General features: G+C 72.2%; 20 protein-coding genes. 13 read left to right on the top strand and 7 right to left on the bottom strand.

The genetic code is table 11. The features are described 5' to 3' along the window. Window position 1: 1 nt before the first annotated feature. Window positions 2-478 (bottom strand): hypothetical protein, encoded by a 477-nt coding sequence (locus L107_RS02170; protein ID WP_015110109.1) that lies wholly within the window; start codon window positions 476-478, stop codon window positions 2-4. A gap of 291 nt (window positions 479-769) precedes the next feature. Between L107_RS02170 and L107_RS02165 the strand changes: the two genes are divergently transcribed. From L107_RS02165 to L107_RS02150, 4 genes are read left to right on the top strand one after another with little or no spacing between them, the layout of a single operon-like run. Next, the gene (locus L107_RS02165; protein WP_159816243.1) at window positions 770-1663 is read left to right on the top strand and encodes a CsgG/HfaB family protein; all 894 of its coding nucleotides are present in this window, start codon (window positions 770-772) and stop codon (window positions 1661-1663) included. Window positions 1664-1720: 57 nt separating this feature from the next. Further along, a complete protein-coding gene (locus L107_RS02160; protein ID WP_159816242.1) occupies window positions 1721-2209 on the top strand; it encodes a nitrate reductase associated protein in 489 nt (162 codons plus the stop codon). Beyond that, the gene (locus tag L107_RS02155) at window positions 2206-2799 is read left to right on the top strand and encodes a molybdenum cofactor guanylyltransferase (protein WP_159816241.1); all 594 of its coding nucleotides are present in this window, start codon (window positions 2206-2208) and stop codon (window positions 2797-2799) included. Before L107_RS02160 ends, L107_RS02155 begins: the two co-directional genes overlap by 4 nt. 10 nt (window positions 2800-2809) lie before the next feature. Next, complete coding sequence (locus tag L107_RS02150; protein WP_159816240.1) at window positions 2810-3886, top strand: GTP 3',8-cyclase MoaA; 1077 nt, start codon at window positions 2810-2812, stop codon at window positions 3884-3886. Here the strand turns inward: L107_RS02150 and L107_RS02145 are convergent. Continuing rightward, the gene (locus L107_RS02145; RefSeq protein ID WP_236550448.1) at window positions 3871-6669 is read right to left on the bottom strand and encodes a glucosidase; all 2799 of its coding nucleotides are present in this window, start codon (window positions 6667-6669) and stop codon (window positions 3871-3873) included. The two genes, L107_RS02150 and L107_RS02145, sit on opposite strands and share 16 nt — an antisense overlap. Next, complete coding sequence (locus L107_RS02140; RefSeq protein WP_159816239.1) at window positions 6659-8926, bottom strand: FdhF/YdeP family oxidoreductase; 2268 nt, start codon at window positions 8924-8926, stop codon at window positions 6659-6661. Before L107_RS02140 ends, L107_RS02145 begins: the two co-directional genes overlap by 11 nt. A gap of 113 nt (window positions 8927-9039) precedes the next feature. Between L107_RS02140 and L107_RS02135 the strand changes: the two genes are divergently transcribed. Beyond that, on the top strand, window positions 9040-9489 hold the full coding sequence (locus L107_RS02135) for a VOC family protein (protein ID WP_159816238.1): 450 nt from the start codon (window positions 9040-9042) through the stop codon (window positions 9487-9489). On the opposite strand, the gene grxC is transcribed toward L107_RS02135, so the two are convergent. Next, window positions 9486-9752, bottom strand: a complete 267-nt coding sequence (gene grxC, locus L107_RS02130) for a glutaredoxin 3 (RefSeq protein WP_015110116.1) — start codon at window positions 9750-9752, stop codon at window positions 9486-9488. The genes L107_RS02135 and grxC overlap by 4 nt on opposite strands. A 126-nt stretch (window positions 9753-9878) precedes the next feature. On the opposite strand from grxC, the gene L107_RS02125 reads away from it, so the two are divergent. From L107_RS02125 to L107_RS02115, 3 genes are read left to right on the top strand one after another with little or no spacing between them, the layout of a single operon-like run. Next, complete coding sequence (locus L107_RS02125; RefSeq protein ID WP_159816237.1) at window positions 9879-10220, top strand: YciI family protein; 342 nt, start codon at window positions 9879-9881, stop codon at window positions 10218-10220. 1 nt (window position 10221) lies between these two features. Beyond that, the gene (locus L107_RS16865) at window positions 10222-11457 is read left to right on the top strand and encodes an RNA polymerase sigma factor (protein WP_159816236.1); all 1236 of its coding nucleotides are present in this window, start codon (window positions 10222-10224) and stop codon (window positions 11455-11457) included. Continuing rightward, the gene (locus L107_RS02115; protein ID WP_159816235.1) at window positions 11447-11761 is read left to right on the top strand and encodes a DUF1971 domain-containing protein; all 315 of its coding nucleotides are present in this window, start codon (window positions 11447-11449) and stop codon (window positions 11759-11761) included. The genes L107_RS16865 and L107_RS02115 overlap by 11 nt, the downstream gene beginning before the upstream one ends. Here the strand turns inward: L107_RS02115 and L107_RS02110 are convergent. Together L107_RS02110 and katG are read right to left on the bottom strand one after the other, a co-directional pair. Then, window positions 11749-12720, bottom strand: a complete 972-nt coding sequence (locus L107_RS02110; protein ID WP_159816234.1) for a hypothetical protein — start codon at window positions 12718-12720, stop codon at window positions 11749-11751. The two genes, L107_RS02115 and L107_RS02110, sit on opposite strands and share 13 nt — an antisense overlap. Before the next feature lie 5 nt (window positions 12721-12725). Next, window positions 12726-14948, bottom strand: coding sequence for a catalase/peroxidase HPI (gene katG / locus L107_RS02105; RefSeq protein WP_159816233.1), 2223 nt, complete (start codon window positions 14946-14948; stop codon window positions 12726-12728). Window positions 14949-15295: 347 nt separating this feature from the next. On the opposite strand from katG, the gene L107_RS02100 reads away from it, so the two are divergent. The 5 genes from L107_RS02100 to selD all read left to right on the top strand — a co-directional run bounded on the left by L107_RS02100 (window position 15296) and on the right by selD (window position 22734). Beyond that, window positions 15296-16639: a hypothetical protein gene (locus L107_RS02100; protein ID WP_159816232.1), complete on the top strand. Its 1344-nt coding sequence runs from the start codon at window positions 15296-15298 to the stop codon at window positions 16637-16639. Further along, window positions 16639-18462 carry a glycoside hydrolase family protein gene (locus L107_RS02095; protein WP_159816231.1) on the top strand — a complete coding sequence of 608 codons (1824 nt, stop codon included), beginning with the start codon at window positions 16639-16641 and terminating at the stop codon, window positions 18460-18462. Before L107_RS02100 ends, L107_RS02095 begins: the two co-directional genes overlap by 1 nt. A 78-nt stretch (window positions 18463-18540) precedes the next feature. Continuing rightward, window positions 18541-18876, top strand: a complete 336-nt coding sequence (locus tag L107_RS02090) for a hypothetical protein (RefSeq protein ID WP_159816230.1) — start codon at window positions 18541-18543, stop codon at window positions 18874-18876. 19 nt (window positions 18877-18895) lie between these two features. Further along, on the top strand, window positions 18896-20608 hold the full coding sequence (gene sulP, locus L107_RS02085; protein WP_159816229.1) for a sulfate permease: 1713 nt from the start codon (window positions 18896-18898) through the stop codon (window positions 20606-20608). Continuing rightward, on the top strand, window positions 20605-22734 hold the full coding sequence (gene selD / locus L107_RS02080; RefSeq protein WP_159816228.1) for a selenide, water dikinase SelD: 2130 nt from the start codon (window positions 20605-20607) through the stop codon (window positions 22732-22734). The genes sulP and selD overlap by 4 nt, the downstream gene beginning before the upstream one ends. Here selD and mnmH read toward each other — a convergent pair. Beyond that, window positions 22688-23728, bottom strand: coding sequence for a tRNA 2-selenouridine(34) synthase MnmH (gene mnmH, locus L107_RS02075; RefSeq protein ID WP_159816227.1), 1041 nt, complete (start codon window positions 23726-23728; stop codon window positions 22688-22690). The genes selD and mnmH overlap by 47 nt on opposite strands. Between the last annotated feature and the right edge of the window lie 61 nt (window positions 23729-23789).

Genomic DNA, 23789 nt, shown 5'->3' with positions numbered 1-23789 from the left:
TCTACCAGCTGACCCCGTGCAGCTTGGGCAGGGGGGCGGTCTTGGAGGTGACGGCGAACAGCCGGGGGATGCGGTGGCTGTTGTACACCCGGAACTCCCGCACCACGCTGGCGCCCTCCTCGCGCACGGCCTGGTTGAGCACCAGGGAGCCGTCGGGGTCGGAGACGGAACGGTGGAACGTGCCGGGAGGGATGCGCAGGATGTCGCCGCCGCAGTCGAGGCGAACGATGTGATACGGGTAGTTCCAGCCGAGATTGACCAGGAAGAAGGTGCGGCCGCCATGCATGGCGAGCAGGTTGTCCTCCTGGTGGGGGTGGAGATAGAACTGCCAGCTGCCGGTCTCCTGGCAGTCCGGCGGGCTCACCGCCGGGCCCGAGTGGACCACCAGATCCCGCTTGTTCGAGCTGGGCACGGTGATGTCGAAGAAGCGCACCGAGGGGGTGTCGCGGAACTTCTCGTAGGGGATCAGCTCGAACATCGGAGCCGGGCGGGGACCCTGGCTGGCCCCGGAGGGACTGTGGTCCTGCAGCTCGTCTCTCGACGGGACGGTGGCGGTCATGGGAGCGACTTCGTCAGAAGCCTCTGCGGTCTCTTCAGTGAACCTAATCCTGGCGGGGTCCCACGGTGAGATCGGCTACGAAAGCCCGCCGGGCCTGGGCCAGTTCCAGCGCTGGAGTGCACTCCGACCCCACCGGGGCGGAACGCCCAGCCGCGGCCGGAACTTGCTTGAATGCCCGCCGTATCGGGACCAGCTTCAGAACGGCACGCCATGGCCACGTCGCAGATCATGCGCAGTCGCACCCTGGGCGGAGTCGCCCGGGATCTCCCCCGCCAGCTGGCCCTCGGCCTCGGCCTTGGTGCCGTCGTCGCCGCCGTCCCCGCCGCCGCCCTGGCCCAGAGCCGCCCGCCGGTGGCCCGCCCCACCGTCTCGGTGCCCGCCTTCAAGAACACCGTCACCCAGCCCACGTGGTGGTGGCAGGGTCCGGTGGCCGATGATCTGGCCGCCGCCCTGGCCAACGAGCTGCAGGGCACCGGCACGCTGCAGGTGGTGGAGCGGCGCCAGCTCAAGGACGTGCTTTCCGAGCAGGAGCTGGCGGAACTGGGGATCGTCAAGAAGGGCCCCGACGCCGCCCGCAGGGGTCAGATGCGCGGCGCACGCTACATCGTGCTGGGAACGGTCACCTCCTACGAAACCAACGTGGAGCAGAAGCAGTCGGGCAGCAGCTTCGGCCTGCTGGGCTTCGGCAAGCAGAACCAGCAGGTGGAGACGAAGGACTACGTGGCGATCGACATCCGCGTCGTGGACAGCTCCACCGGCGAGGTGGTCGGATCCCGCACCGTGGAAGGCCGTGCCAGCAACACGGCCAGCGCCAGCGCCAGTGGCGTGAGCCTGCTGCCGGCGGCGGGTCTGGCCCTCTGGCTGGCACCGAACATGGGCCGCACCGGCCAGGCCCTCACCGGTGCCGCCGGCACGCTCAACTTCGGCAGCAACCAGTCCCAGGCCCAGCGCACGCCCGCCGGCAAGGCCATCCGGGCGGCCCTGGTCGACGCCTCCGAGTACGTGAGCTGCGTCCTGGTGCCCCAGGGGGACTGCCTGGCCCGTTTCGAAGAGCAGGACCAGCAGCGCCGCCAGCGCACCAGGGGCGTCCTCCAGCTGGACTGAGCCCAGGGGCCCGCCCGCCGGCTTCCTAGGGTTCGGGTTCCGCCTGGGGCCGGGTCCATGGGCCGCCACGACCACTGCTTCGGCTTCGAGGCCGACTTCGTCGGTGACCTGCGCTGCATCCCCATGGCGGTGCGGCGCAAGCTCGATCTGGTGGGGGTCAAGCTGAAGCTGGTGCACTGGAGCGACCTCGACGAGGGGGAACGGCAGCGGCTGCTGGCCTGGCCCGACGACCCCGCGGCCCTGGCGGATCTGGACCGCTGGCTCGAGCGGCGCACGGCCGCCATGGACGCCGGCGTCGCCGGCCGGCTGGAGCCCGCCCGCGGCGCCCCCTGGCAACAGGGCAACGAGCCCCCGGAGGTGCTGCTCGCCTCCTGCCGCCAGCTGGGGCTGACCCTGCCCCGCCACGCCTGGGGGGAGCTCGATGAGCTGCAGCGCTTCGCCCTGGTGAAGCTCAGCCATCCGGGCCATGAGCACCGCAACCTGCCCCGGGCCCTGGCGGAATTCGGTCTGGTGGCACCGGATCCCGACGGTTCGCCGCTGCCATGAGCGGTCTGCGGGCCTGCCTGCTCAGCGGCGGCGCCAGCCGCCGCATGGGCACGGACAAGGCCCTGCTGCCCCATCCCGCCGGGGACACCTGGCTGGAGTTCAGCCTCGGGCGACTGGCGGCGCTGCCGCTGCCGATCACCCTCGTCAGCCACCACCGGGCCCACCACGCCCTGGCGCGGCCCCGGCGGGACGGGCTGGGCCAGCCGATCACGGTCCTGGAGGAGCCACCGCCCCGGGAGGGGCCGCTGCTGGCCCTCGACCGGCTGATGGCGCACCACCCCGGCCAGGACCTGCTCCTCTGCCCGGTGGACATGCCCTGGCTGGAGACCGCCGCCCTCGAGGCCCTGCTGGCGGCCGCCTCCGGTCGCGCCGCCATCCACCTGGCCCACGACGGCCGGCGGCTGCAGCCGCTGCTGGGGGTCTACCCGGCCCATCCGGGCCGGTGCCGCCGGCTGCGGGCCTTCACGGCGGCGGGGGGCCGGCGGCTGCAGGACTGGCTGGCGGCAGAGCTGGTGGTGCCGGTGCCCCTGCCGGCCGCGGGGCTGCGGAACGCCAACCGACCCGACGACGCCACCGGCCTCTGGCCCTAGCTTTCCTGCCATGGCGGAGCGTCCCCTGGATCTGCATGGCCGGCCCCTGGGGGTGCTGCGGCTGTCGTTGACGGCCCGCTGCAACCTGGCCTGCCCCTACTGCTGTCCGGATCTCGAGGATCCGCCCGACCTGCTGACCCTGGCGGAGCGGGTGGCCCTGGTGGAGGCGACCGTGGGCCTGGGGGTGCACACCCTGCGCCTCACCGGCGGCGAGCCCCTGCTGCACCGGCGCCTCGAGGAGCTGATCGCCGCCCTGCAGCCGCTGCGGCGGCGTGACCCCGGTGATCCCCGCGGCGCCCTGCGGGAGATCGCCCTCACCAGCAACGGGGTGCTGCTCAGTGCCGGGCGGGCGCGGCAGCTGAAGGCGGCGGGGCTTGACCGGATCACCCTCAGCCTCGATGGCACCGATGGGGCCAGCGTGGCCCGCATGGCCGGCCTCCCCGGCGCGGCCGCCGGCGAGGCCGTGCTGGCGAAGGTGCTGGCGGCGATCCGGCATGCCAGGGAGGCTGGCTTCGACCCGGCCCGGGGCGCCCTGAAGCTGAACGCGGTGATCACCCGCTCGGGCAATGGCGACCAGCTGCTGCCCCTGGCGGCGCTGGCCCGGGAGAAGGGGCTGGAGCTGCGCCTGATCGAATTCATGGACGTGGGCAACCGCAACGGCTGGTCGCCGGCGCAGGTGCTGCCGGCGGCCGAGATGGTGGCCCGCATCGGGGCGGCCTGGCCGCTGGAGCCGCTGGGACGGGCGCCCCACGGCACCGCCGGCCGCTGGCGCTACCGCGACCGCCCCGCGGCTGCTGCCGGAGCCGATGGCGGCGCCCACCTGGCGGTGGTGGCTTCGATCACGGCACCCTTCTGCGGCGACTGCAACCGGCTGCGGATCACCGCCGACGGGGTGGCCTACAGCTGCCTGTTCGCCGCCGACGGCACCGATCTCAGGCCCTGGCTGCGGCCCCGGCCCGAACCGGGCCGGCTGCGGCAGGCGCTGGAGGGGCTGTGGCGCGCCCGCCGCGACCGCTGGAGCGAGGAGCGGCAGGAGGCGGTCGACCAGCGGCCGGCGCCGGCGGAGATGGCCTACCTGGGGGGCTGATCGGCGTCGGCCGGCTCCCCGGCCATGCGCAGGCCCCGGTCGTGAATCAGCTGGGCCACCAGGCCGGTCCAGCCCGTCTGGTGACTGGCGCCCAGGCCGGTGCCGTCATCGCCGTGGAAGTACTCGTGGAACAGGTGCAGCCGCTGGCCTTCGGCATCGGTGAGGAAGGCGGCGGCGGCGCCGTAGGCCGGCGGCGGCTCGCCGGGGCGGGGCAGGAACAGGCCGATGAGCCGCTCGCTGATCAGGGCGGCGGCCTGCTGCAGGCTGAGCCACTGGCCGGAGCCGGTGGGGCATTCCACCTGGAAGCCGTCACCGGCGTAGCGGTGGAACTGCTGCAGCGCCTCGATCAGCAGATGGTTGACGGGGAACCACACCGGGCCGCGCCAGTTGGAGTTGCCGCCGAACAGGCCGGAGCGCGATTCCGCCGGCTCGTAGCCCACCCGGTGCTCCCGGCCTTCGAAGCGAAACACGTAGGGGTGGTCGGCATGGTGGCGGGAAAGGGAGCGGATGCCGTGGTCGCCGAGGAACTCGGCCGGATCGAAGAGGCGCGTCAGGATGCGCCGGAAACGGTCCTCCGCCACGAAGCGGTTGGGGCTGAGGTAGGTGAGGGCCAGCAGGCGGCGGGCCTTCTGCCCCCTGGTCTCCATGCAGGCCACGTTGACCTTGAGATCGGGCCGGTGCTGGATGAACCACTCCAGCCGCGCCCGGAAGGCCGGCAGCCGCTCGAGCACCTCCGGTTCGAGGATGGCGATGGCGAACAGGGGGATCAGCCCCACCATCGAGCGGATCTTCAGCGGCAGCCGCTGGCCGTCCGGCAGGTGGAGCACGTCATGGAAGAAGCCGTCCCCGTCGTCCCAGAGGTGGTGGCCACCGTCGCTGCCGGAGGCATTCATGGCCGCGGCGATGTAGAGGAAGTGCTCGAAGAACTTCGTCGCCATGTCCTCGTAGACGGGATTCTCCTGCGCCAGCTCCAGGGAGATCGTGAGCATGTTGAGGCAGAACATGCCCATCCAGCTGGTGCCATCGGCCTGCTCGATGAAGCCCCCGGTGGGCAGCGGGGCGCTGCGATCGAACACCCCGATGTTGTCGAGGCCGAGGAAGCCGCCCTGGAAGATGTTGTTGCCCTCCGCGTCCTTGCGGTTCACCCACCAGGTGAAATTGAGCAGCAGCTTCTGGAACACCCGCTCCAGGAACGGCCGGTCGCCCCTGCCCGTGGCCCGCTTCTCCAGGCTGTACACCTGCCAGGTGGCCCAGGCGTGCACCGGCGGGTTGACGTCGCCGAAGGCCCACTCGTAGGCGGGCAGCTGGCCGTTGGGGTGCATGAACCACTCCCGGGTCAGCAGGTCGAGCTGGTGCTTGGCGAAGCCGGGATCCACCAGGGCGAGGGGCACGCAGTGGAAGGCCAGATCCCAGGCGGCGAACCAGGGGTACTCCCAGCCGTCGGGCATCGACAGCACGTCGTCGGCATGGAAGTGGGGCCATAGGTGGTTGCGGCCGTGGCGGCGGGAAGGCGGCGGCGGGGTGGCCGCATCCCCCGCCAGCCAGTCGCGGATCCCGTAGAGGTAGGTCTGCTTGCTCCAGAGCAGGCCGGCGAAGGCCTGGCGCTGCAGCTCCCGCCGTTCGGGCGGCAGCCCGGGCGGATGCAGGGCTGCGTAGAAGGCGTCGGCCTCCCGCTGCCGCTGCCGGCTGATGGCCTCGAACCCGGCACCGAGGGGATCATCCGTGAGCCGGCGATCCACCAGCCGCAGCTTCAGCACCCGGGTTTCCCCTGCCGCCAGGGGCAGGATGTAGTGGAGCGACGCCTTGGTGCCGACGCCCTCGGGATTCACCGCCCCCCGATCGCCCGCCACCACCCGGTCGTTGATGCCGTCCTTCACGTAGGGGCCGGCGTTGGCGGTGCCGAACAGCCGGCGGGCGTTGGTCTCGTTGTCGGTGGCCAGCAGCTCGGCCGGCTGCTCGGCGTGGAGCCAGAAGGTGCCCATCTCGGGGTGGGTCGCGGCCAGGGTCCGCCAGGGCACGGGCCGGGGGGACCCGGGCGCCGGCGGCGCGGCGGGCTCGGCCGCCGGCTCCGGCGCAACGGGCCGGATCGAGGGGCGCGGTTCCTCGCCGCCCCAGCTCCAGGTGTTGCGGAACCAGAGGGTGGGCAGCAGGTGCAGGGTGTGGGGATCGGGGCCGCGGTTGGTGACGCACAGGCGGATGAGGATGTCGTCCGGGGCCCCCTTGGCGTAGGTCACCTCGATGTCGCAGAAGCGGTCGCCGGTGAAGATGCCGGTGTCGAGCAGTTCGTATTCGGGCGCGTCGCGGCCGCGGCGGCCGTTCTCCGCGATCAGGTCCTCGTAGGGGAAGCGGCCGTGGGGGTAGCGGTACAGCGCCCTCATCCAGCTGTGGCTGGGGGTGCTGTCGCGGTGGAAGTAGATCTCCTTGACGTCCTCGCCATGGTTGCCCTGGGGGCCGCTGAGCCCGAACAGCCGTTCCTTGAGGAAGGGGTCGCGGCCGTTCCAGAGGGCGAGGGCGAAGCAGAGGCGCTGGTGGTTGTCGCACAGGCCCAGCAGGCCGTCCTCCCCCCAGCGGTAGGCGCGGGAGCGGGCCTGCTCGAAGGGGAAATGCTCCCAGGCGTTGCCGTCGGCGCTGTAGTCCTCCCGCACCGTGCCCCACTGGCGGTCGCTCAGGTAGGGCCCCCAGCGGCGCCAGCGGGCTTCGCGGCGATCGTCGGCGGCGAGCCGTTGCCGCTCCGCCGCCCCCTCCGGCACTTCCGCCGCCCCTGCCGGGGCGTCAGACGCCATGGCCGGCGGTCAGCGCCCCCCGCACCAGCACCGGCACCCGCTTGAAGGCCGGGGTGCCGCAGCGGGGGTCGACCACGGCCTTCATCAGCACGTTCACCTCCGGGTAGAACATCAGGGCGGCGCCCTCGCGGATCTCGCCGGGGATGATCTCGACCCCCTCCAGGGCGCCCGCCTCCCCCTGCACCGTCACCCGCTGGTGGGCCGCCAGGCCGCAGCGGCGCAGGTCGGCCCGGTTCATCAGGATCGTGTGGCGGTGGGGCATGCCCCGGTAGCTGTCGCCGGCCTTGTAGACGACGGTGTTGTGCTGGCCGTAGCTGCGGGCCGTGATCAGGGCCAGCACCAGACCCGTTTCCCCGGGCCCGAGGCCGCCGAAGTGCGCCGGCTCCGGCAGCGACAGCTCGGGCAGGGGGGTGGGCGCCATCCGGGCCCGGCCGCTGGGGGTGGGGAAGTGGGGGCGATCGAACAGGCGCCCTTCGACGCTGAACTCCTGCCGGGTGGCATCGATGCGGGCGATCGGGCCGTAGCCGGGCACGGTGCGGCCGATCAGTTCCCGCACGTAGGCCGGATCCTGCAGCCGCCCCCAGTCGATCGGGTCGCTGCCCATCCGCCGCCGGGCCAGTTCCGCCAGGAAGGCCACCTCGCTGATCAGGTCGGCGCTGCGCAGGTGGGTGGTGCCCGGTTCGTTGAGGCGCACGTAGTTGTTGCCCGATTCGGTGGTGGTGCGGTGCGGCGTCTCGAAGCGGTTGAACACCGGCAGCACCAGGGTCTGGCGGGCGGCCAGGCCGTGGAAATGGCCCTGGTTGGGCTTGGTGGCCAGGTACAGGATCGTGTCGATGCGGCCCAGGGCCCGCTTCGCCTCGCCGCTGTCGGGGTTGGCGCCCCAGAGGTTGCCCCCCAGGCACAGCAGGCTGTCGACCCGGCCGGCATCGGCGGCTTCGATCAGGGCGCGGGTGTCGTAGCCGGGCACCCGGCTCAGGGGCCGGCCCAGCAGCTGCTCCAGGGCCTGCTGCATCTCCGAGCGCAGCTTGACGCTGACCCCCATCGAGCCGAAACCCTGGACGTTGGAGTGGCCCCGGATCGGCATGGTGCCGGCGCCGGGCCGGCCCACGTTGCCGCTGAGCAGGGCGGTGTTGGCGATCGCCTGCACGTTGTCGATGCCGTTGGCGTGGTGGGTGATGCCCATCGCCCAGGCGAACACCACCCCCCGGGCCGCGGCGATCACGGCGGCGGCGTGCTCCAGCTCCTGCCGGCTCAGGCCGCAGCTGGCGGTGATCGCTTCCCAGGAGGTGCTCTCCAGCTGTGTCAGCAGCGCCTCCCAGCCCTCGGCGTGGGCGGCCAGGAAATCGCGCTTCACGGCGCCGGCCTCCAGCAGGGCCTTCTGCAGCCCCAGGAACACGGCCGTGTCGCTGCCGGGCACGGGCTGCAGGAACAGGGAGGCGATCTCCGAGCCCGCCAGCATCGAGCGGATCGGGAAGGCGGGGGAGCCGAACTTGAGCAGCCCCACCTCGATCACCGGGTTGATGACGAGCACCGTGCCGCCCCGCTGGCGCAGCTTGATCAGCTCGTTCATCAGCCGCGGGTGGTTGGCCGGGGCGTTGGAGCCCACCAGCACCACGCAGTCGGCCTGCTGCAGGCTCTCCAGGCTCACCATCGAGGTGCCGGAGCCGAAGATGGCATTCAGCCCCACGGTGGAGGGGGCGTGGCAGAGGTCGGAGCAGTCGGCCAGGTTGTTGGAGCCCATGGCCCGCAGCAGCAGCTGCAGCAGGTAGGCCGCCTCGTTGGAGGAGCGGCCCGAGCTGTAGGAGGCCACCCGCTCCGGCGGGCGCCGGAAGGCCGCTTCGGCGATGGCGAACACGTCGTCCCAGCCGATGCGCTCGTAGTGGCTGCCGCCTTCCCGCAGCAGCAGGGGGTGGCTGAGGCGGCCGAGGCGGTCGGCCTCCATCGAGGTGAGCTGCTGGAGGTCCGCCAGGCTGCGGCGGCCGAACACCCCCTCGCTCACCGCCGGCTGCAGCTCGGCCATGATTGCCTCGACGCTCTTGAGGCAGCGCTGCAGCGGCTCCCCCAGCTCGTCGACGAAGCCGCCGTGCTGGCCGCCGGTGCCCCAGGCGCAGGAGAGGCAGGCGCTCTTGTGGTTGAGGGTCTGCCAGAGCTTGGGGCCCTGCGGCGAGAGGGTGGCCCTGGCCCAGCCATCGATCAGGGGCCAGCCGCCGCCCTGGCCGGGGGTGGCGGGTTCGGCGGGGCTGGCGTTGTCGCTCATGGGGCCGGCCGTTGGTGCCCCTCACTCTGGCTGCTGGGGCTTCGCTGTGGGGGCCTGGGGCCCCCTCCGGATGGCGCCGGGCCCGGCGAGAATCGGATCTCCCAGCGATCCCCATGCTCCGCCATTTCGACCACGTCACCGTCGTCGTGCGCGACCTGGCGGCGGCCCGGCACTTCTTCGGCCTGCTGGGCTTCGTGGAGGACAAGGCCGTGCTGATCAGCGGTCCCCAGTTCTCGGCCTACATGGGCGTGGAGGGCCTCGAGGCCGACCACGTGACGCTGGTGCTGGCCGGCGCCACGCCGCGGCTGGAGGTGCAGCTGCTGCACTACCGCCACCCGGACCCCCTGCCCGAGCCGGCCATGGACAACCTGGCCCGGGTGGGGTTCAACCACATCTGCTTCGCCGTCGACGACCTGGAGGCCGCGGTGGCCCGGCTGCAGGCCGGGGGTGTCCAGCTGCGCAACGCGGTGATGGAGTTTCACCACCGCAAGCTGGTGTTTCTGCGGGGCCCGGAGGGCATCACCGTGGAGCTGGCGGAATGGAAGGGCGCCGCCGCCCCCTAGCTGGCGACGGCCAGCAGCGCATCCAGCCGACCCTGGCGCTCCAGGGCGTAGAGGTCGTCGCAGCCGCCCACATGGGCGTCGTCGATGAAGACCTGGGGCACCGAGCGCCGACCGTCGCGGCCCCGGGCCACCATCGCGTCGCGGGCGTCCTCGTCGCCGTCGATCACGTACTCGGTGTAGGTGACGCCCTTGCGGTCCAGCAGCTGCTTGGCCCGGATGCAGAACGGGCAGAAGCGCCAGGTGTAGATCTCGACCTTGGGCATGGAGGGCACACGGGGTGGGGCGGAACCGGTTGATTCTGTCGAAATCGGCGCCGATCGTCCGTCATGGAGATGACGCCCGCCCTCCGGGAGCGCGCGCCACCCCCCCCCAACCCCGCGAATCCCCCCATGCAGTACGCCGTTCTGATCTACGAAACCGAGCAGGACTTCGCCGAGCGCCCCGGCCTGATGCCCGCCTATGCCGCCTACACCCAGGCCCTGGCCGAGGCTGGCCATATGGCCGGTGGCGAGGCCCTGCAGTCCCCCCACACCGCCACCACCGTGCGCCTGCGCCACGGCGAGCGTCAGGTGCAGGACGGGCCCTTTCCCGACAGCAAGGAGCAGCTGGGCGGCTTCTTCCTGATCGATGTGCCCGACCTCGACGCCGCCCTCACCTGGGCCGCCCGCTGCCCGGGGGCGGAACGCTGTGCCGTGGAGGTGCGGCCCGTGATCACCAGGGAAGCCCCCTGAGATGGAGGGCCGGCGGGCGGCGGAACTGGCGGCACGGCAGTCCTTCGGCAAGCTGGTGGCCTGGCTCACCGCCCGCTGCGGCGATGTGGCGGCCGCCGAGGACGCCCTCGGCGAGGCCTTCCTCGCCGCCCTGCGGCGCTGGCCCGTCGAGGGGGTGCCCCGGGCCCCCGAGGCCTGGCTGCTGGTGGTGGCCCGCCGGCGCCTGATCGACCGGGCCCGCCGCGACCGGACCCTGGAGCAGCTGCTGCCGGAGCTGGGCGCCTTCGCCGTCGTCACCGACCCCGATACGCCAGAGAACGCCATGGAGTTCCCCGACGAGCGGCTGCGGCTGCTGTTCCTCTGCGCCCACCCGGCGATCGATCCGGGGATCCAGGCGCCGCTGATGCTCCAGACCGTCCTGGGGCTCAACGCCTCCCGGATCGCCGCCGCCTTCCTGGTGGCGCCGGCCACCATGGGCCAGCGGCTGGTGCGCGCCAAGGCCAAGATCCGCGAGGCCCGCATCCCCTTCGTGCTGCCGGACGCCGAGGCCCTGCCCGCCCGCTCGGCGGCGGTGCTGCAGGCGATCTACGCGGCCTACACCACCGGCCGGAATGGTGAGGGCGGCGATGGCCGCTCCCGGGGGCTGACCCAGGAGGCGGTGCTTCTGGCGCGGCTGTGCGCCGCCCTGCTGCCCGAGGAGCCGGAGGCCCGCGGCCTGCTGGCCCTGCTGCTGCACGGCGAGGCGCGCCGCGGGGCCCGGCGGGCCGCCGACGGCCGCTACGTCCCGCTGCTGGAGCAGGATCCGGCCCTGTGGAACGGCGCCCTGATCGCCGAGGCGGAGGCGGCCCTGACCCATGCCTCCCGGGCGGGGCGGCCCGGGCGCTTCCAGCTGGAGGCGGCGATCCAGTCGCTCCATGCCCACCGCGCCGTCAGTGGCACGGTGGACTGGCCCGCCCTGCTGGCGCTCTACGACGCCCTGCTGGCCCTGGCCCCGAGTGCGGGGGCCCGGGTGAGCCGGATCGTCGTGCTGGCGGAGCTGGCCGGCCCGGCCGGCGCCCTGATCGAGCTGGAGGCGCTGGCCACCGTCGACCCGGCCCTGGGGGACCACCAGCCCTGGTGGGCGCTGCGGGCCCATCTGCTGCAGCGGACCGGCCAGGCCGGCGCGGCCCGCCAGGCCTACCGGCGCGCCATCGATCTGGCGGATGATCCGGCCGTGCGAGCGTTCCTGCAGCGACGGGCGGACACCCATGCAGGCTGATCTGCCCGTTGGCCTGACGGCCTACAAACGCACCCCCACTTTCGATGCCGCCACCGTGCCGGCGGCGTTGCGGGCGCAGCACAGCACGCGAGCGGGGGTGTGGGCCCGGGTCGTGGTGCTGGAGGGCTCGCTGCCGTTCCGGTTCCTGGAGCCCCGCGAGGAACTGGTGCTGCTGACGCCCGAACGGCCCGGGATCGTGGCGCCCACCCAGCGGCACCAGGCCGAGCCCGGCCCCGGGGTGCGGTTCTACGTGGAGTTCCATCGAGCGGAGCCGCCGCCGCCGTCGTCGCCTCAGACCGCCTGACGGGGCCGGATCCCGTATTTGAGGCGCACCTCCTCCAGGGGCAGGGGGAAGTCGTCCCAGGGATCCCAGTCGCTGATCAGGTCCCGGGTGACACCCAGGCCGTGCTCCAGGCCGCGGAAGATCACCTCCGGATCCGCCTGGCCGGTCTCGGCGGCTGTGACGGGGGTGGAGCCGATGCCCAGCTGGAACTGGGCCAGGGCGAACAGGATCGTGAAGAAGGGGTCGTTGCGGCCGAAGCCGGCCTGGAAGCCGAGCACACCGCACTCTTCGCTCGCCGTGGTGCCGTAGCCGCCGAGCACGTGGCAGCAGTCGTGGCGCACCACCGGTGGCGGCGGCCCGCCCAGCTCGCCGGGAACGCTGAAGCCGTTGCTGTCGATGAAGGCCAGGTAGGCCCGGCCCAGGGTGCCGTGGGGCAATTCCGCCAGGGCCCGGTAGCGCCCGGCAAGAGCAGGGTCCTCCCGCTTCAGGATCGAGCGGGCGATCTGCAGGGCGCCGGCGGGGCCCTCATCGCGCAGGTAGGCCGCGGCGGCCCCCCGCTGGAAGCTGCGGCGGGCGATGTCGAGGCGCACCAGGTTGAACTGGTGGTCGAGCACGTGGCGGAAGGCCTGCACCGGGGCGTCATCGATCGCCAGCGCCCGGGCGGTGGCCTCGAGCCGGGCCAGGACGTCCTCGCCCGGGGAGTCCTCCAGCAGGGCCAGCACGGTCATGCCCCGCAGGATCCGCTGGCGCCATTCGCTTTCGGGCACCGCCGCCGCCAGCTGCTCCGGCGTGAGGGGGGCCAGCGCATCGAGGGGGATGGGCAGGTGGATCAGGTGGTCGCGGATGGCCGTGATCGTGCGCAGGGCGATGGGGCTGGGGGGCCCGTCCACGGAGGCGATCGCCAGCAGGCTGCCCAGGCCGGCCCGGCCGATGGCCTCACGGCGTTCCGGGGGCGGTTGCAGGGAAAGACGTGGGCCCATGGCGTTCAGGCCAGCTCGAAGCGATCGAGGTCCATCACCTTGCTCCAGGCCGCCACGAACGCCGCCAGGAAGCGCGCGGCGCCATCGGCGGCGGCGAACACCTCGGCGATCGCCCGCAGCTGGGCGTTGGAGCCGAAGATCAGGTCGACGCGGCTGGCGGTCCACTTCAGATCACCGGTGTGGCGATCACGGCCCTCGAAGGTCTCCTGGGCCTCGGAGGTCGCCGTCCAGGTGGTGCCCATGTCGAGCAGGTTGACGAAGAAGTCGTTGCTGAGGGTCTCGGGGCGGTGGGTGAAGACCCCGTGGCGTGACTTGCCGTGGTTGGCATCGAGCACCCGCAGGCCCCCCACCAGCGCCGTCATCTCCGGGGCGGTGAGGGTGAGCAGCTGGGCCCTGTCGATCAGCAGCTCCTCGGCGGCGGCCGGCAGGCCCGGCCGCAGGTAGTTGCGGAAGCCGTCGGCCTTCGGCTCGAGCACGGCGAAGGAGGCCACGTCCGTCTGCTCCTGGGCGGCATCCACGCGCCCGGGGGTGAAGGGCACCGTCACCGCGTGCCCGCCCCGCCGGGCCGCCTCCTCCACGGCGGCGCAGCCGCCCAGCACGATCAGATCGGCCAGGGAGATGCGCTTGCCGTTGGACTGGGAGCCGTTGAACTCCTGGCGGATCGCCTCGAAGGCCTCCAGGGCCCGGGCCAGCTTGGCGGGCTGGTTCACCTCCCAGTCCTTCTGGGGGACCAGCGCCAGCCGGCCGCCGTTGGCGCCGCCGCGCTTGTCGGAGCCGCGGAAGCTGGCGGCCGCGGCCCAGGCGGTGGCCACCAGCTGGGAGATGGGCAGCCCCGTCGCCAGGATCCGCCCCTTGAGGGCGGCGATGTCGTCCGCGTCCACCAGGGGATGGTCGACGGGCGGAATCGGGTCCTGCCAGAGCATCACCTCCTCCGGCACCAGGCTGCCCAGGTAGCGGGAGCGGGGCCCCATGTCCCGGTGAACGAGCTTGAACCAGGCGCGGCGGAAGGCCTCCCCCAGCTGCTCGGGGTCGGCATGGAACCGCCGGGAGATCTCCAGGTAGGCCGGATCGACCCGCAGGGACAGGTCGGTGGTGGCCATCATCGGCGCGTGGCGCTTCGACGGGTCGTGGGCGTCGGGCACGGTGCCGGCCGCCGCCGGATCGGTGGGCCGCCACTGCCAGGCGCCGGCCGGACTCTTCTCCAGCGCCCACTCGTAGCCGAACAGGTTGTCGAAGTAGCCGCCGTCCCACTGGATGGGGTTGGTGGTCCAGGCGCCCTCCAGGCCGCTGGTGGTCGTGTCGTCCCCCTTGCCGCTGCCGAAGCGGTTGCGCCAGCCCAGGCCCTGCTCCTCCAGGCCGGCGGCCTCGGGTTCCGGTCCCACCAGGTCCGGGTCGCCGGCGCCGTGGCACTTGCCGAAGGTGTGGCCCCCGGCGATCAGGGCCACGGTCTCCTCGTCGTCCATCGCCATGCGGGCGAAGGTCTCACGGATGTCCCGGGCGGCGGCGAGGGGATCGGGTTCGCCGTTGGGCCCCTCCGGGTTCACGTAGATCAGGCCCATCTGGACGGCACCGAGCGGGTCCTCCAGCTGGCGGTCGCCGCTGTAGCGCCGGTCCCCCAGCCATTCGGTCTCCGGGCCCCAGTCGATGTCGATCGGCGGCTCCCACACGTCCTGCCGGCCCCCGGCGAAGCCCAGGGTGGGCAGGCCCATCGACTCGATGGCGCAGTTGCCCGCGAAGATGATCAGGTCGGCCCAGGAGAGGGCGCTGCCGTACTTCTGCTTGATGGGCCAGAGCAGGCGCCGCGCCTTGTCGAGGTTGCCGTTGTCCGGCCAGCTGTTGAGGGGGGCGAAGCGCTGGGTGCCGGAGCCGCCACCGCCGCGGCCGTCGTGGATGCGGTAGGTGCCGGCGCTGTGCCAGGCCATGCGCACGAAGAACGGCCCGTAGTGGCCGTAGTCGGCCGGCCACCAGTCCTGGGAGGTGGTCATCAGCGCGAACAGGTCCTGGCGCAGGGCCTCCAGGTCGATGGTGCGGAACGCCGCGGCGTAGTCGAAGCCGCTGCCCATCGGATCGGCCTGGGGCGCGTGCTGATGCAGCACCGCCAGGTTCAGCTGCCGGGGCCACCAGTCGCGGTTGGAGCGGGCCCCGGCCGTGCTGCCCCGAAGGCTGCCGTGCAGGAAGGGGCATTTCCCGCCGGAGTCGGCACCGGTGGTCGGGGACAGTCCGTCCATCGGCGGCTGCAGCGTGTGTGCCGAATGTAGGTGTGAAATCCCGTGGGGTCAGCAGTGCACGGCTGCCGAGGTACCGAGTCCCGCGACATGGGCGATCGTCACGTGATCGGGCAGGGTCCTGGGTTTCTCTGCCGCGGCGGAATCTGCACAAGCTCCACTCTTGCCAATCGCCAAGAGGTGCGAAGAAAAGATATGTGAAGATGCCATTCAATGGATAGGCTCAATATGGCGCCATCGTTACGCTCGCTGAAATGTAGGCGTCGTAATCCATGGGCTTTTGGTTGTCTGGTGTGCGACGTCGACGCAGCGTCAGGGGCCTCGACAGCTCGCGATGGTGGAAGCCTGGCGTGCTGCTGGTGCTTGCCATGGCCCTGGTCGTGGCTGTCGATGCGGCGGCTGCCGTTGCGGTCGCTGCTGAAGGCGACGCCGGGATTCTTCTGAATGAGCGAGACCAGTACATCCTGAGATATGTCATCTATCTCTCGGTGTTGATTGGTGGGGGCCTGGGAGGGTTCATCTACAGCATCAGCCGGAATCGCGGATTCATCGTTCCCCACTGGGTCGCCCATGAAGTGGAGGCCCAGTCGGGCCTTGTGCCGCAAGGCGGCGATGGGGCGCTGCGGCACGCCCCAAGGGGCAGCACGACGACGAAGTCGACCTACACAAAGTATGATCTTGGAACCCTTGCTGACATCATCGTTGGAGTTGGCGGTGGGATCATCATCTTCAACCTGGTCCCCCAGGTCGGGGATTCTGATCTATTCGAGAGCCTGCTGAACCAGCGAGCCAACCTTGGGTCGGCCGTGAGCGAGGTCATGAAGATCCTGGCTCTGTCGTTGATCGGCGGGTTTGCAGGTATCAGCCTGTTTGATGAAGCCGCCAAGCGCATCAGCCGGCAGCTGGAGGAGACGCAGACGGATGTGATCTTCAATCGCGGCAAGATCCAGGAGCTGCAGAAGAACGATCGACAGGAATCCGATATTCAGTTTCTGCTGGGCCCACTGCTTGATCCCTCCCTGCAGCCGCTCAGTGACTCGCAGAATGATGCCCTTCGTGGCCATGTGCTGAAGGCGCCTCTCAACATCCGAAACATGGTGTTTGATCGGCTCCAGAAGGCCCATGACGGCCATCAGATCACCGGCAAGGATGCGGCCCTCCTGGACGATGCCGAGATCGAGACCCGTATGACCCTGCAGCAGGGCCTGCTGGCGGGATTCGATGCCCTCATTGATGCCGCCAGGGAGCAGGCGCGCACCGGAGCAGGGGATGATGCCTTCCTGCACCGCTATCTCGCTCACCGGGGCTTCGTTCACCTTCAGCTCGGCGCCGGCAGTGAACGGCTGGCTGGCCTGGCCGGCAAGGCCAGCCAGCACTGGCGCGAAGCCGAGGACAGTCTCACGCAGGCGATCGACCTGAGGGACCGCAACGCCGCTGACAGACAGATGTACTGGCACTACAGTCTGCAGCGGATGGTGGCCCGCTTCAAGCTCGGCGACACCGCTCCGATCGAAGCTGAAATCAAGCAACCGGAGGTGCAGCCATGGCTCCGAAAGAGTCGTGGCATTGTTCATGCCGTCCTCAAGACACTGCCGGAGGACTTTGTCTCCTTCCTGAACGGACCCTTGCCTGAATTGTTCGAGGGAGAGGATGTCACTCCCCTGCAGCGGATCCAACGCGCAGGAGCCCTCTGATGCCCTCCATCACTGCCCTGGTGGATGCGGGCCTGAGCCCGGACCCAACCGCCGCCGCCGCCGACTCCTATGTCCCGGCGGGCCAGCAGCTCGCCGTCGACTGGATCCGGCCCAGCGATGACGGTGCGCTGGCGCTGGTGTGCCTGGCCGGTCCCTACACCTATCCGGGCGCCGGCAGGCCCCTTGCCAAAGGGACGATCCGCTATCTCAACCCGGCACGCTTTGAGATCCCCGCTGACGCCTGGCAGGGGGTTGGCCGACGTCCAGCCGCCGCCCCGCAGCCGGAGCCGGTCACCAGGGGGCTGCTGCCCCCGGAGGTGGCGGCACTCACCCACCATTACGAGGGCTGTCGGCTGGAGGCCTATCCGGATCCGAAAACCAACGGCAAGCCGATCACGATCGGCTGGGGCAGCACCTTTTACGAGGATCACCGCGAGATACGTCTGGGGGACCGCATCACCCAGCAGCAGGCCGATGCTTTGTATGAATTCAATTGCTATCACCGCTTTTGGAAGAAGCTGGAGGCCCGGATCCCCTTCTGGGAGGAGATGAACGACAGGCAGCGAGCCGCCCTCTGCAGCTTTGCCTATAACCTCGGCGCCGATTTCTATGGCGGCGCCGATTTCGACACGATCACCGCGTGCCTGCGTGATCGCCGCTGGGAGGCCGTGCCTGGTGCGCTGATGCTGTATCGCAATCCCAGGGACGCCCATGTGGTCGTCGGCCTGGGGCGGCGTCGGCGGGCCGAGGGCCTGGTGTGGATGGGGGCCGATCCCAACGAGGCCATCCGCCAGGCGGAACGGGAGATCAGCAGCGCCGAGGACGCCCGGCGCTGGGAGGAGACGCTGCGCGCCGCTCCCCCGTCCCCCGGCACCGCCAGTGCCAGGGCCATCGCCGAGCCGGCCTCCGGCGCTGAGCTGAAACTCCAGGACGTGATCGCCCGGAATCTGGTCATCGAGCATGGGGACATTCCCAGCCATCCGGCCCTCGCCACCCAGATCCAGCAGCGGCTGATCAGCCTCCGGTTGCTGGATCCACCCACCGGCGCCTTCGGACCCATCTCCACCGCCGCCCTGAGGACGTTCCAGCGGTTGATGAAGAGCGGCGAGGAGACCGTGCTCGGCCGTGCCACGGCGGAGCTGCTGATCGAAACGTCCCTCGATGAGCTGCCCCAGCCGTCCCTCGACCTCAGCGGTGGCGACCTGGCCGCCCGGATCGTTCAGTACATGCGCCAGAAGGGCTTCCAGGTGTTCACGGGGCCCGGGGAGCGGAACATCGTCTACGTCGAGGGGATGAATCCCGACGGCAGCCTCAACGCCGATCCCCCCAACCAGTTCAACGACCTGCGCCTGGTGATCGAATGCGCCGATGGCCGCCCGACGATCATCGGCCGATGGGAGGCCACCACCGAGCCCGGGAGCCACTACACCAACAACCCGATGAACCCCCGTGGTGCCGCGCGCATCCGGTTCGGTCAGTACCGCGCCTGGCAGGTCGGCCAGCATGGCCAGAGCAATCCCCATGAGGCCCTGGTCCAGGCCGCTCCGTTGACGGTCCACCGTGATGCCAACCGGGACTTCCAGCGCCCCGGCGATCAGGAGGACACCGGGTTGTTCGGCATCAACCAGCACTGGGGCTATGACCTGCCCCGCCAGGACATCGGCGAAGCCAGCGCCGGCTGCCTGGTGGGGCGCACCCGGGAGGGCCACCGTGAGTTCATGCGACTCATCAAGCAGGACCCCCGCTACCGGGCCAGTGCGGGCTTCCTGTTCAGCACCACGGTCATCGCCGGTGATGATCTGGCTCGGACGGTTCCCGGCTGACCCCGCCCCGTCGCCTCCCTGGCAGGAGGCCTGAACCGGGCACCCCCCCTACCCTGACGGGAACGCCACGGCTACGGCATGCCCACCTCCTTCGCCCTCATGCTCCTGGCGCTGCTGGATGCCTCGCCGCGGCTCGCTGAAGCCCAGCCGCAGAGCGGGGAACTCAGCCCGCGGGAGGAGTTCATGGTGATGGTGGGGGTGGGCTCCGGCTACATGAGCGCCCTCTGCAACCTGGAGAAGGACGGCTACATCGCGACGGCCACCCGCGCCAAGCTGGCCCAGGAACAGCTCGACGTCATCGGCGGCGACCCTTCCACCAAGGACGATCTGGAGGGAGTTCTGGCCGGCATGAAGGGCGTCGAGGAGGACAGATCGCTGTGCCCCAGCCAGGTGCTGCCGCCCCGCCGGAAATGAGCGGCGGCGGGGGACGCTGATGGAGCCGCGTCGGGGCCTGGCCGTGGTGCTGCCGGGGCTGGCGCGGCTGCTGGGCTACGAGCGCAGCTGGCTGCGGCCCGACCTGCTGGCGGGCCTCACCGTGGCGGCCTACCTGGTGCCCCAGTGCATGGCCTACGCCGAGGTGGCCGGTCTGGCGCCGGTGGCGGGGCTCTGGGCGATCCTGCCGCCCCTGCTCCTCTATGCCCTGCTGGGCTCGTCCCCCCAGCTGTCGGTGGGGCCGGAGTCCACCACCGCCGTGATGACGGCCGCGGCGGTCGGGCCGCTGGTGGCGGGGGATCCACTGATCTACGCGGGCTTCTCCAGCCTGCTGGCCCTGCTGGTGGGGCTGGTCTGCTGCGCCGGCGCCTGGGCCCGGCTCGGCTTCCTGGCCGATCTGCTCTCGAAGCCGATCCTGGTGGGCTACCTGGGGGGCGTGGCCCTGATCATGATCGGCGGCCAGCTGGGGCGGGTCAGCGGCCTCAAGCTGCAGGCGGCCGCCCTCCCCGGCGAGCTGGTGGAGCTGCTGGGCCGGCTGGGGGAGATCCACCGGCCCACCCTGCTGCTGGCCCTGGGGGTGCTGGTGTTCCTGCTGCTGGTGCAGCGGCGCTTCCCCCGGGCCCCGGGCCCCCTGCTGGCGGTGCTGCTGGCGATGGCGGTGGTGGCCGTGGGCCATCTCGATCAGCAGGGGGTGGCCGTGATCGGCGCCATCCCCGCCGGTCTGCCCCACCCCTCCCTGCCGCCCGCGGTGTCGGGCGCCCAGCTCCGCTCCCTGCTCACGGCGGCGGTGGGCATCGCCCTGGTGGGCTACTCCGACAACGTGCTCACGGCCCGCGCCTTCGCCGCCCGGGGCGGCTACCGCATCGATGCCAACCAGGAACTGCTGGCCCTGGGCACCATCAATCTGGGCAACGGGCTGATGCAGGGCTTCCCGGTGAGCAGCAGCGGCAGCCGCACCGCCATCGGCGATTCCCTCGGCAGCCGGTCCCAGCTGTTCTCCCTGGTGGCCCTTGCGATGGTGCTGGCGGTGCTGCTGTGGCTGCGGCCGGTGCTGGCCCTGTTCCCCACGGCGGCCCTGGGGGCGATCGTCATCTATGCCGCCCTGCGCCTGATCGACATCCCGGAGTTCCTGCGGCTGCAGCGCTTCCGCCCCAGCGAATTCCGGCTCGCCCTGATCACCCTGGTGGGGGTGCTGCTCACCGACCTGCTCACCGGGGTGGCCCTGGCGGTGGGGCTGTCGGTGATCGATCTGTTCGCCCGCCTGGTGCGCCCCCATGACGCCGTGATGGGGATCGTGCCCCGGCTGGCGGGCCTCCATGACGTGCGCGACTGGGAGGGGGCGCGCACGATCCCGGGCCTGGTGCTGTTCCGTTTCGATGCCCCGCTGTGCTTCGCCAACGCCGAGCACTTCCGCCAGCGGGTGCTGGAGACGATCGCCGCCGAGGCCCAGCCGGTGGCCTGGTTCGTGCTCAACGCCGAGGCCATCGTGGAGATCGACATCACGGCGGCCGACGTGCTCGAGGAACTGCAGCGGGAGCTGACCGCCCGGGGCATCACCTTCGCCATGGTGCGGGTCAAGCAGGATCTCTACGGCCAGCTGGAGCGCGCCGGGCTGGTGGAGCGGATCGGCCCGCGGCTGTTCTTCCCCACCCTGCCCACGGCGATCGCGGCCTTCCAGGCCCGCACGGGCGGGGCGCCGCTGCCCGGCCCATGAACGCCGCCCCCGAGCGCCACCAGCTGCTCCTGGCGGGCGGCGGCCATAGCCACGTGCTGGTGCTGCGCCGCTGGCTGATGCGCCCGCGCCTCCGCCCGCCCCACCCCCGCATCCCCCTGGTGAGCCGCCACGGCACCGCCCTCTATTCGGGCCTGCTGCCCGCCGTGGTGGCGGGTCTGGAGCCCCCGGAGGTCGCCGCCATCGACCTGCGCCGCCTCTGCACCCTGGCGGGTGTGACCTTCGTGCAGGCGGAGATCACCGGGCTGGACCCGGCGGCGTGGGAGCTGCGGCTGGCGGGCCGTCCGCCCCTGCGCTTCGACCGCCTCAGCCTCGATCTGGGCGCCGTCACCGCGGTGGTGGGGGAGGCGATGGCCGTCAAGCCGCTGGAGCCCTTCCTGGCCTGGGCAGGGCGGCGCCAGGCCGGTGAGCCGCTGCGGATCCGGGGCGGCGGGGCCGCGGCCGTGGAGCTGGCCCTGGCCTTCCGGGCCCGGGGGCTGGCCTGCGAGCTGCTGCTGCAAGGGGAGTGCTTGCGTCTGGGCTCGGCGGCGGCGAACCGGGCCGGGGAACGGCTGCTGGCCCAGGCCGCCATCCCGATCCAGCGGCGGGCACCGGACGATGCCCGCGCCGATCTGGCCTGCACCGGCAGCCGCGCCCCCGCCTGGCTGGCGACCGCGGGCCTGCCGGTGGACCCCGAAAGCGGCCGGGTGCTGACCGAATCCAGCCTGGCGGTGATCGGCCATCCGGCCCTGTTCGCCAGCGGCGATTGCGGCCGGATCGCCGCCGACCCCCGGCCCCCCTCGGGGGTGTGGGCGGTGCGGGCGGCCCCGGTGCTGGCGGAAAACCTGCGCCGCAGCCTGGCCGAGCCCGCCCGGCCGCTGCGGCCCTGGCGGCCCCAGGCGCGGGCGCTGCAACTGCTGGGCGACGGCGGCTGGCAGGCCGGTGGCCCCCGGGCCCTGGCCTTCTACGGGCCCCTGGCCCTGGGGCCAGCGGCGTGGATCTGGCACTGGAAGCAGCGCATCGATCGGGCCTTCATGGCCCGCTTCGCGGCGCTCCGGCCGATGGCCGCCGCCGCCATGGCCTGCCGCGGCTGTGCCGCCAAGCTGGGGGCCGCTCCCCTGGCCTCCGCCCTGGCCCGGCTCGACCCCGGCGGACCGCGCCGGCCGGCGGAGGACGCGCCCGTGGTGGGCACCGCCGCCGACGGCGACCTGCTGCTGCAGAGCGTCGATGGCTTCCCGGCCCTGGTGGCCGACCCCTGGCTGAACGGACGGCTCACCAGCCTGCATGCCTGCAGCGATCTGTGGGCCAGCGGCGCGGCGGTGGAGAGCGTGCAGGCCCTGGTGACCGTGCCGGAGGCGGCTGCCGGGATTCAGGAGGAGCTGCTGCTGCAGACCCTGGCCGGGGTGCGCTCGGTGCTGGAGCCCCTCGGGGCTGCCCTGGTCGGCGGCCACACCCTGGAGGGCCGCGACGGGGCCGGGCTGGCCCTGGCCCTGACCGTCAACGGCCGGGTGGCGCCGGCGGCCCACTGGGGCAAGGGGCCGCTGCGGCCCGGCGAGGCCCTGCTGCTCAGCCGGCCCCTGGGCAGCGGCGTGCTGTTCGCTGCCGCCATGGCCGGCGCCGCCGCCCCCGCCTGGATGGAAGCCCTGCTGGAGGGGATGCAGCGCAGCCAGGCGCCCCTGGTGCCGCTGCTGGCCGCCCACGGCTGCCGTGCCTGCACCGACATCACCGGCTTCGGCCTGCTGGGTCACCTCGGCGAGATGCTGGAGGCCTCCGGCGCCGGGGTGGCGGTGGAGCTCGAGGCTGCCGCCATCGCCGCCTGGCCCGGTGCCCTGGAGCTGCTGGAGCGGGGCTTCGCCAGCACCCTGGCCCCCGCCAACGCCGCCGCCCTGGCCCTGCTGGAGGGGCCGGTGCGGCTGTTGGGGGCGGGGGGCAGCGCGGGGCCGGCCGCCCTGGCGGGGCTGCTGATCGATCCCCAGACCTGCGGACCGCTGCTGGCGGCGCTGCCGGCGGCGGAGGCGCCGGCGGCCCTGGCGGCCCTCCGCGCCGCCGGATTCGGGGCGGCGGCGGTGATCGGTCGGGTGGTCAGCCGGCAGGGGGCTGCTGCGGCGTCACCAGCCCCCGGCGGATGAGCTGCCCGGCGGCCTCCGGCGCCGCCAGGCCCCCCAGATCCACGGGGGTGATGGCATGGCCGTCCAGGTCGTGGTCGTAGCAGCGGTCGTAGTAATCGAGCATCTGCCGGCAGGCGGTGGCCCAGTCAGCACGCTCGATCGCCTCGAGGGCCAGGGCGGTGCGCTGGGGCCCCAGCCGCTTGGCGATCCGCCGGGTGGCCTCCGCCAGCGCCAGGGGATCCTGGGCGCCGTAAATCGCCACCAGGTGGGCCACCCGCTCCGCCAGGGGCCGCTCCACCGCCAGCACCGGCGCGGCCTTCATCTGGCGCCACAGGCCGGCGGGAATGCGGCAGCGGCCCACCATGGCGCTCTCGGCCTCCAGCCAGATCTGCTCGGCGCCGGCCAGGGGGGCCAGGGCGGCGGCCAGCTGGTTCTCGTAGTGCTCGCTGCTGGGCTGCTCCGGCAGGCCGAGCCCGCCGAAGCTGCTGCCGCGGTGGTGGGCCAGCCCCTCCAGGTCCACCACCGCCGCCCCCCGCTCCCGCAGGGCCAGCAGCAGTTCGGTCTTGCCGCAGCCGGTGCGGCCCCCCAGCAGCCGCAGGGGCCAGGGCCGCTCGAACAGCTCCAGCACCCAGCGCCGGTAGCTCTTGTAGCCCCCCTCCAGCAGCAGCACCGGCAGCTCCAGCTGCCGGGCCAGCCAGGCGACACTGCCCGAGCGCATGCCGCCCCGCCAGCAGTGCAGCCGCAGCGGCGCCCCGCCCGAGCCTTCGCTCCGGGCCACCAGTTCGGTGGCCAGGGCCTCCATCCGCGGCCCCACCAGGGCCAGGCCCCTGAGCACGGCGGCCTGGCGGCCCTGCTGCTTGAAGAGGGTGCCCACCTCGGCCCGCTCGCCGTCGCTGAACAGGGGCAGATTGGCGGCGCCGGGGATGTGGCCCTGGCGGAATTCGGCCGGCGTGCGCACGTCAAGCAGGGCGCCACCAGCCGCCAGGAATGCATCGATGGGAAGGCTGGATGCCATGGGGCTCGCGGCAGGGACAGGGGCGTCTGGCGATGACGAAGGCCGCGGGTCGGCACCCACC

It is taken from the genome of Cyanobium sp. Copco_Reservoir_LC18, from assembly GCF_009834675.1.
Classification (GTDB): Bacteria; Cyanobacteriota; Cyanobacteriia; order PCC-6307; family Cyanobiaceae; genus Cyanobium; species Cyanobium minutissimum.
This window is presented reverse-complemented; position numbering and strand designations above follow the sequence as displayed.

What these genes read in the sequence shown, in the direction of transcription:
- selD (WP_159816228.1), top strand. Translation starts at nt 20,605, where the DNA reads ATGAACGCCGCCCCCGAGCGCCACCAGCTGCTCCTGGCGGGCGGCGGC.
- L107_RS02095 (WP_159816231.1), top strand. Translation starts at nt 16,639, where the DNA reads ATGCCCTCCATCACTGCCCTGGTGGATGCGGGCCTGAGCCCGGACCCA.
- L107_RS02125 (WP_159816237.1), top strand. Translation starts at nt 9,879, where the DNA reads ATGCAGTACGCCGTTCTGATCTACGAAACCGAGCAGGACTTCGCCGAG.
- sulP (WP_159816229.1), top strand. Translation starts at nt 18,896, where the DNA reads ATGGAGCCGCGTCGGGGCCTGGCCGTGGTGCTGCCGGGGCTGGCGCGG.
- L107_RS02150 (WP_159816240.1), top strand. Translation starts at nt 2,810, where the DNA reads ATGGCGGAGCGTCCCCTGGATCTGCATGGCCGGCCCCTGGGGGTGCTG.
- katG (WP_159816233.1), bottom strand. Translation starts at nt 14,948, where the DNA reads ATGGACGGACTGTCCCCGACCACCGGTGCCGACTCCGGCGGGAAATGC.
- L107_RS02140 (WP_159816239.1), bottom strand. Translation starts at nt 8,926, where the DNA reads ATGAGCGACAACGCCAGCCCCGCCGAACCCGCCACCCCCGGCCAGGGC.
- mnmH (WP_159816227.1), bottom strand. Translation starts at nt 23,728, where the DNA reads ATGGCATCCAGCCTTCCCATCGATGCATTCCTGGCGGCTGGTGGCGCC.
- L107_RS02110 (WP_159816234.1), bottom strand. Translation starts at nt 12,720, where the DNA reads ATGGGCCCACGTCTTTCCCTGCAACCGCCCCCGGAACGCCGTGAGGCC.
- L107_RS02090 (WP_159816230.1), top strand. Translation starts at nt 18,541, where the DNA reads ATGCCCACCTCCTTCGCCCTCATGCTCCTGGCGCTGCTGGATGCCTCG.
- L107_RS16865 (WP_159816236.1), top strand. Translation starts at nt 10,222, where the DNA reads ATGGAGGGCCGGCGGGCGGCGGAACTGGCGGCACGGCAGTCCTTCGGC.
- L107_RS02155 (WP_159816241.1), top strand. Translation starts at nt 2,206, where the DNA reads ATGAGCGGTCTGCGGGCCTGCCTGCTCAGCGGCGGCGCCAGCCGCCGC.
- L107_RS02135 (WP_159816238.1), top strand. Translation starts at nt 9,040, where the DNA reads ATGCTCCGCCATTTCGACCACGTCACCGTCGTCGTGCGCGACCTGGCG.
- L107_RS02115 (WP_159816235.1), top strand. Translation starts at nt 11,447, where the DNA reads ATGCAGGCTGATCTGCCCGTTGGCCTGACGGCCTACAAACGCACCCCC.
- grxC (WP_015110116.1), bottom strand. Translation starts at nt 9,752, where the DNA reads ATGCCCAAGGTCGAGATCTACACCTGGCGCTTCTGCCCGTTCTGCATC.
- L107_RS02170 (WP_015110109.1), bottom strand. Translation starts at nt 478, where the DNA reads ATGTTCGAGCTGATCCCCTACGAGAAGTTCCGCGACACCCCCTCGGTG.
- L107_RS02165 (WP_159816243.1), top strand. Translation starts at nt 770, where the DNA reads ATGGCCACGTCGCAGATCATGCGCAGTCGCACCCTGGGCGGAGTCGCC.
- L107_RS02145 (WP_236550448.1), bottom strand. Translation starts at nt 6,669, where the DNA reads ATGGCGTCTGACGCCCCGGCAGGGGCGGCGGAAGTGCCGGAGGGGGCG.
- L107_RS02160 (WP_159816242.1), top strand. Translation starts at nt 1,721, where the DNA reads ATGGGCCGCCACGACCACTGCTTCGGCTTCGAGGCCGACTTCGTCGGT.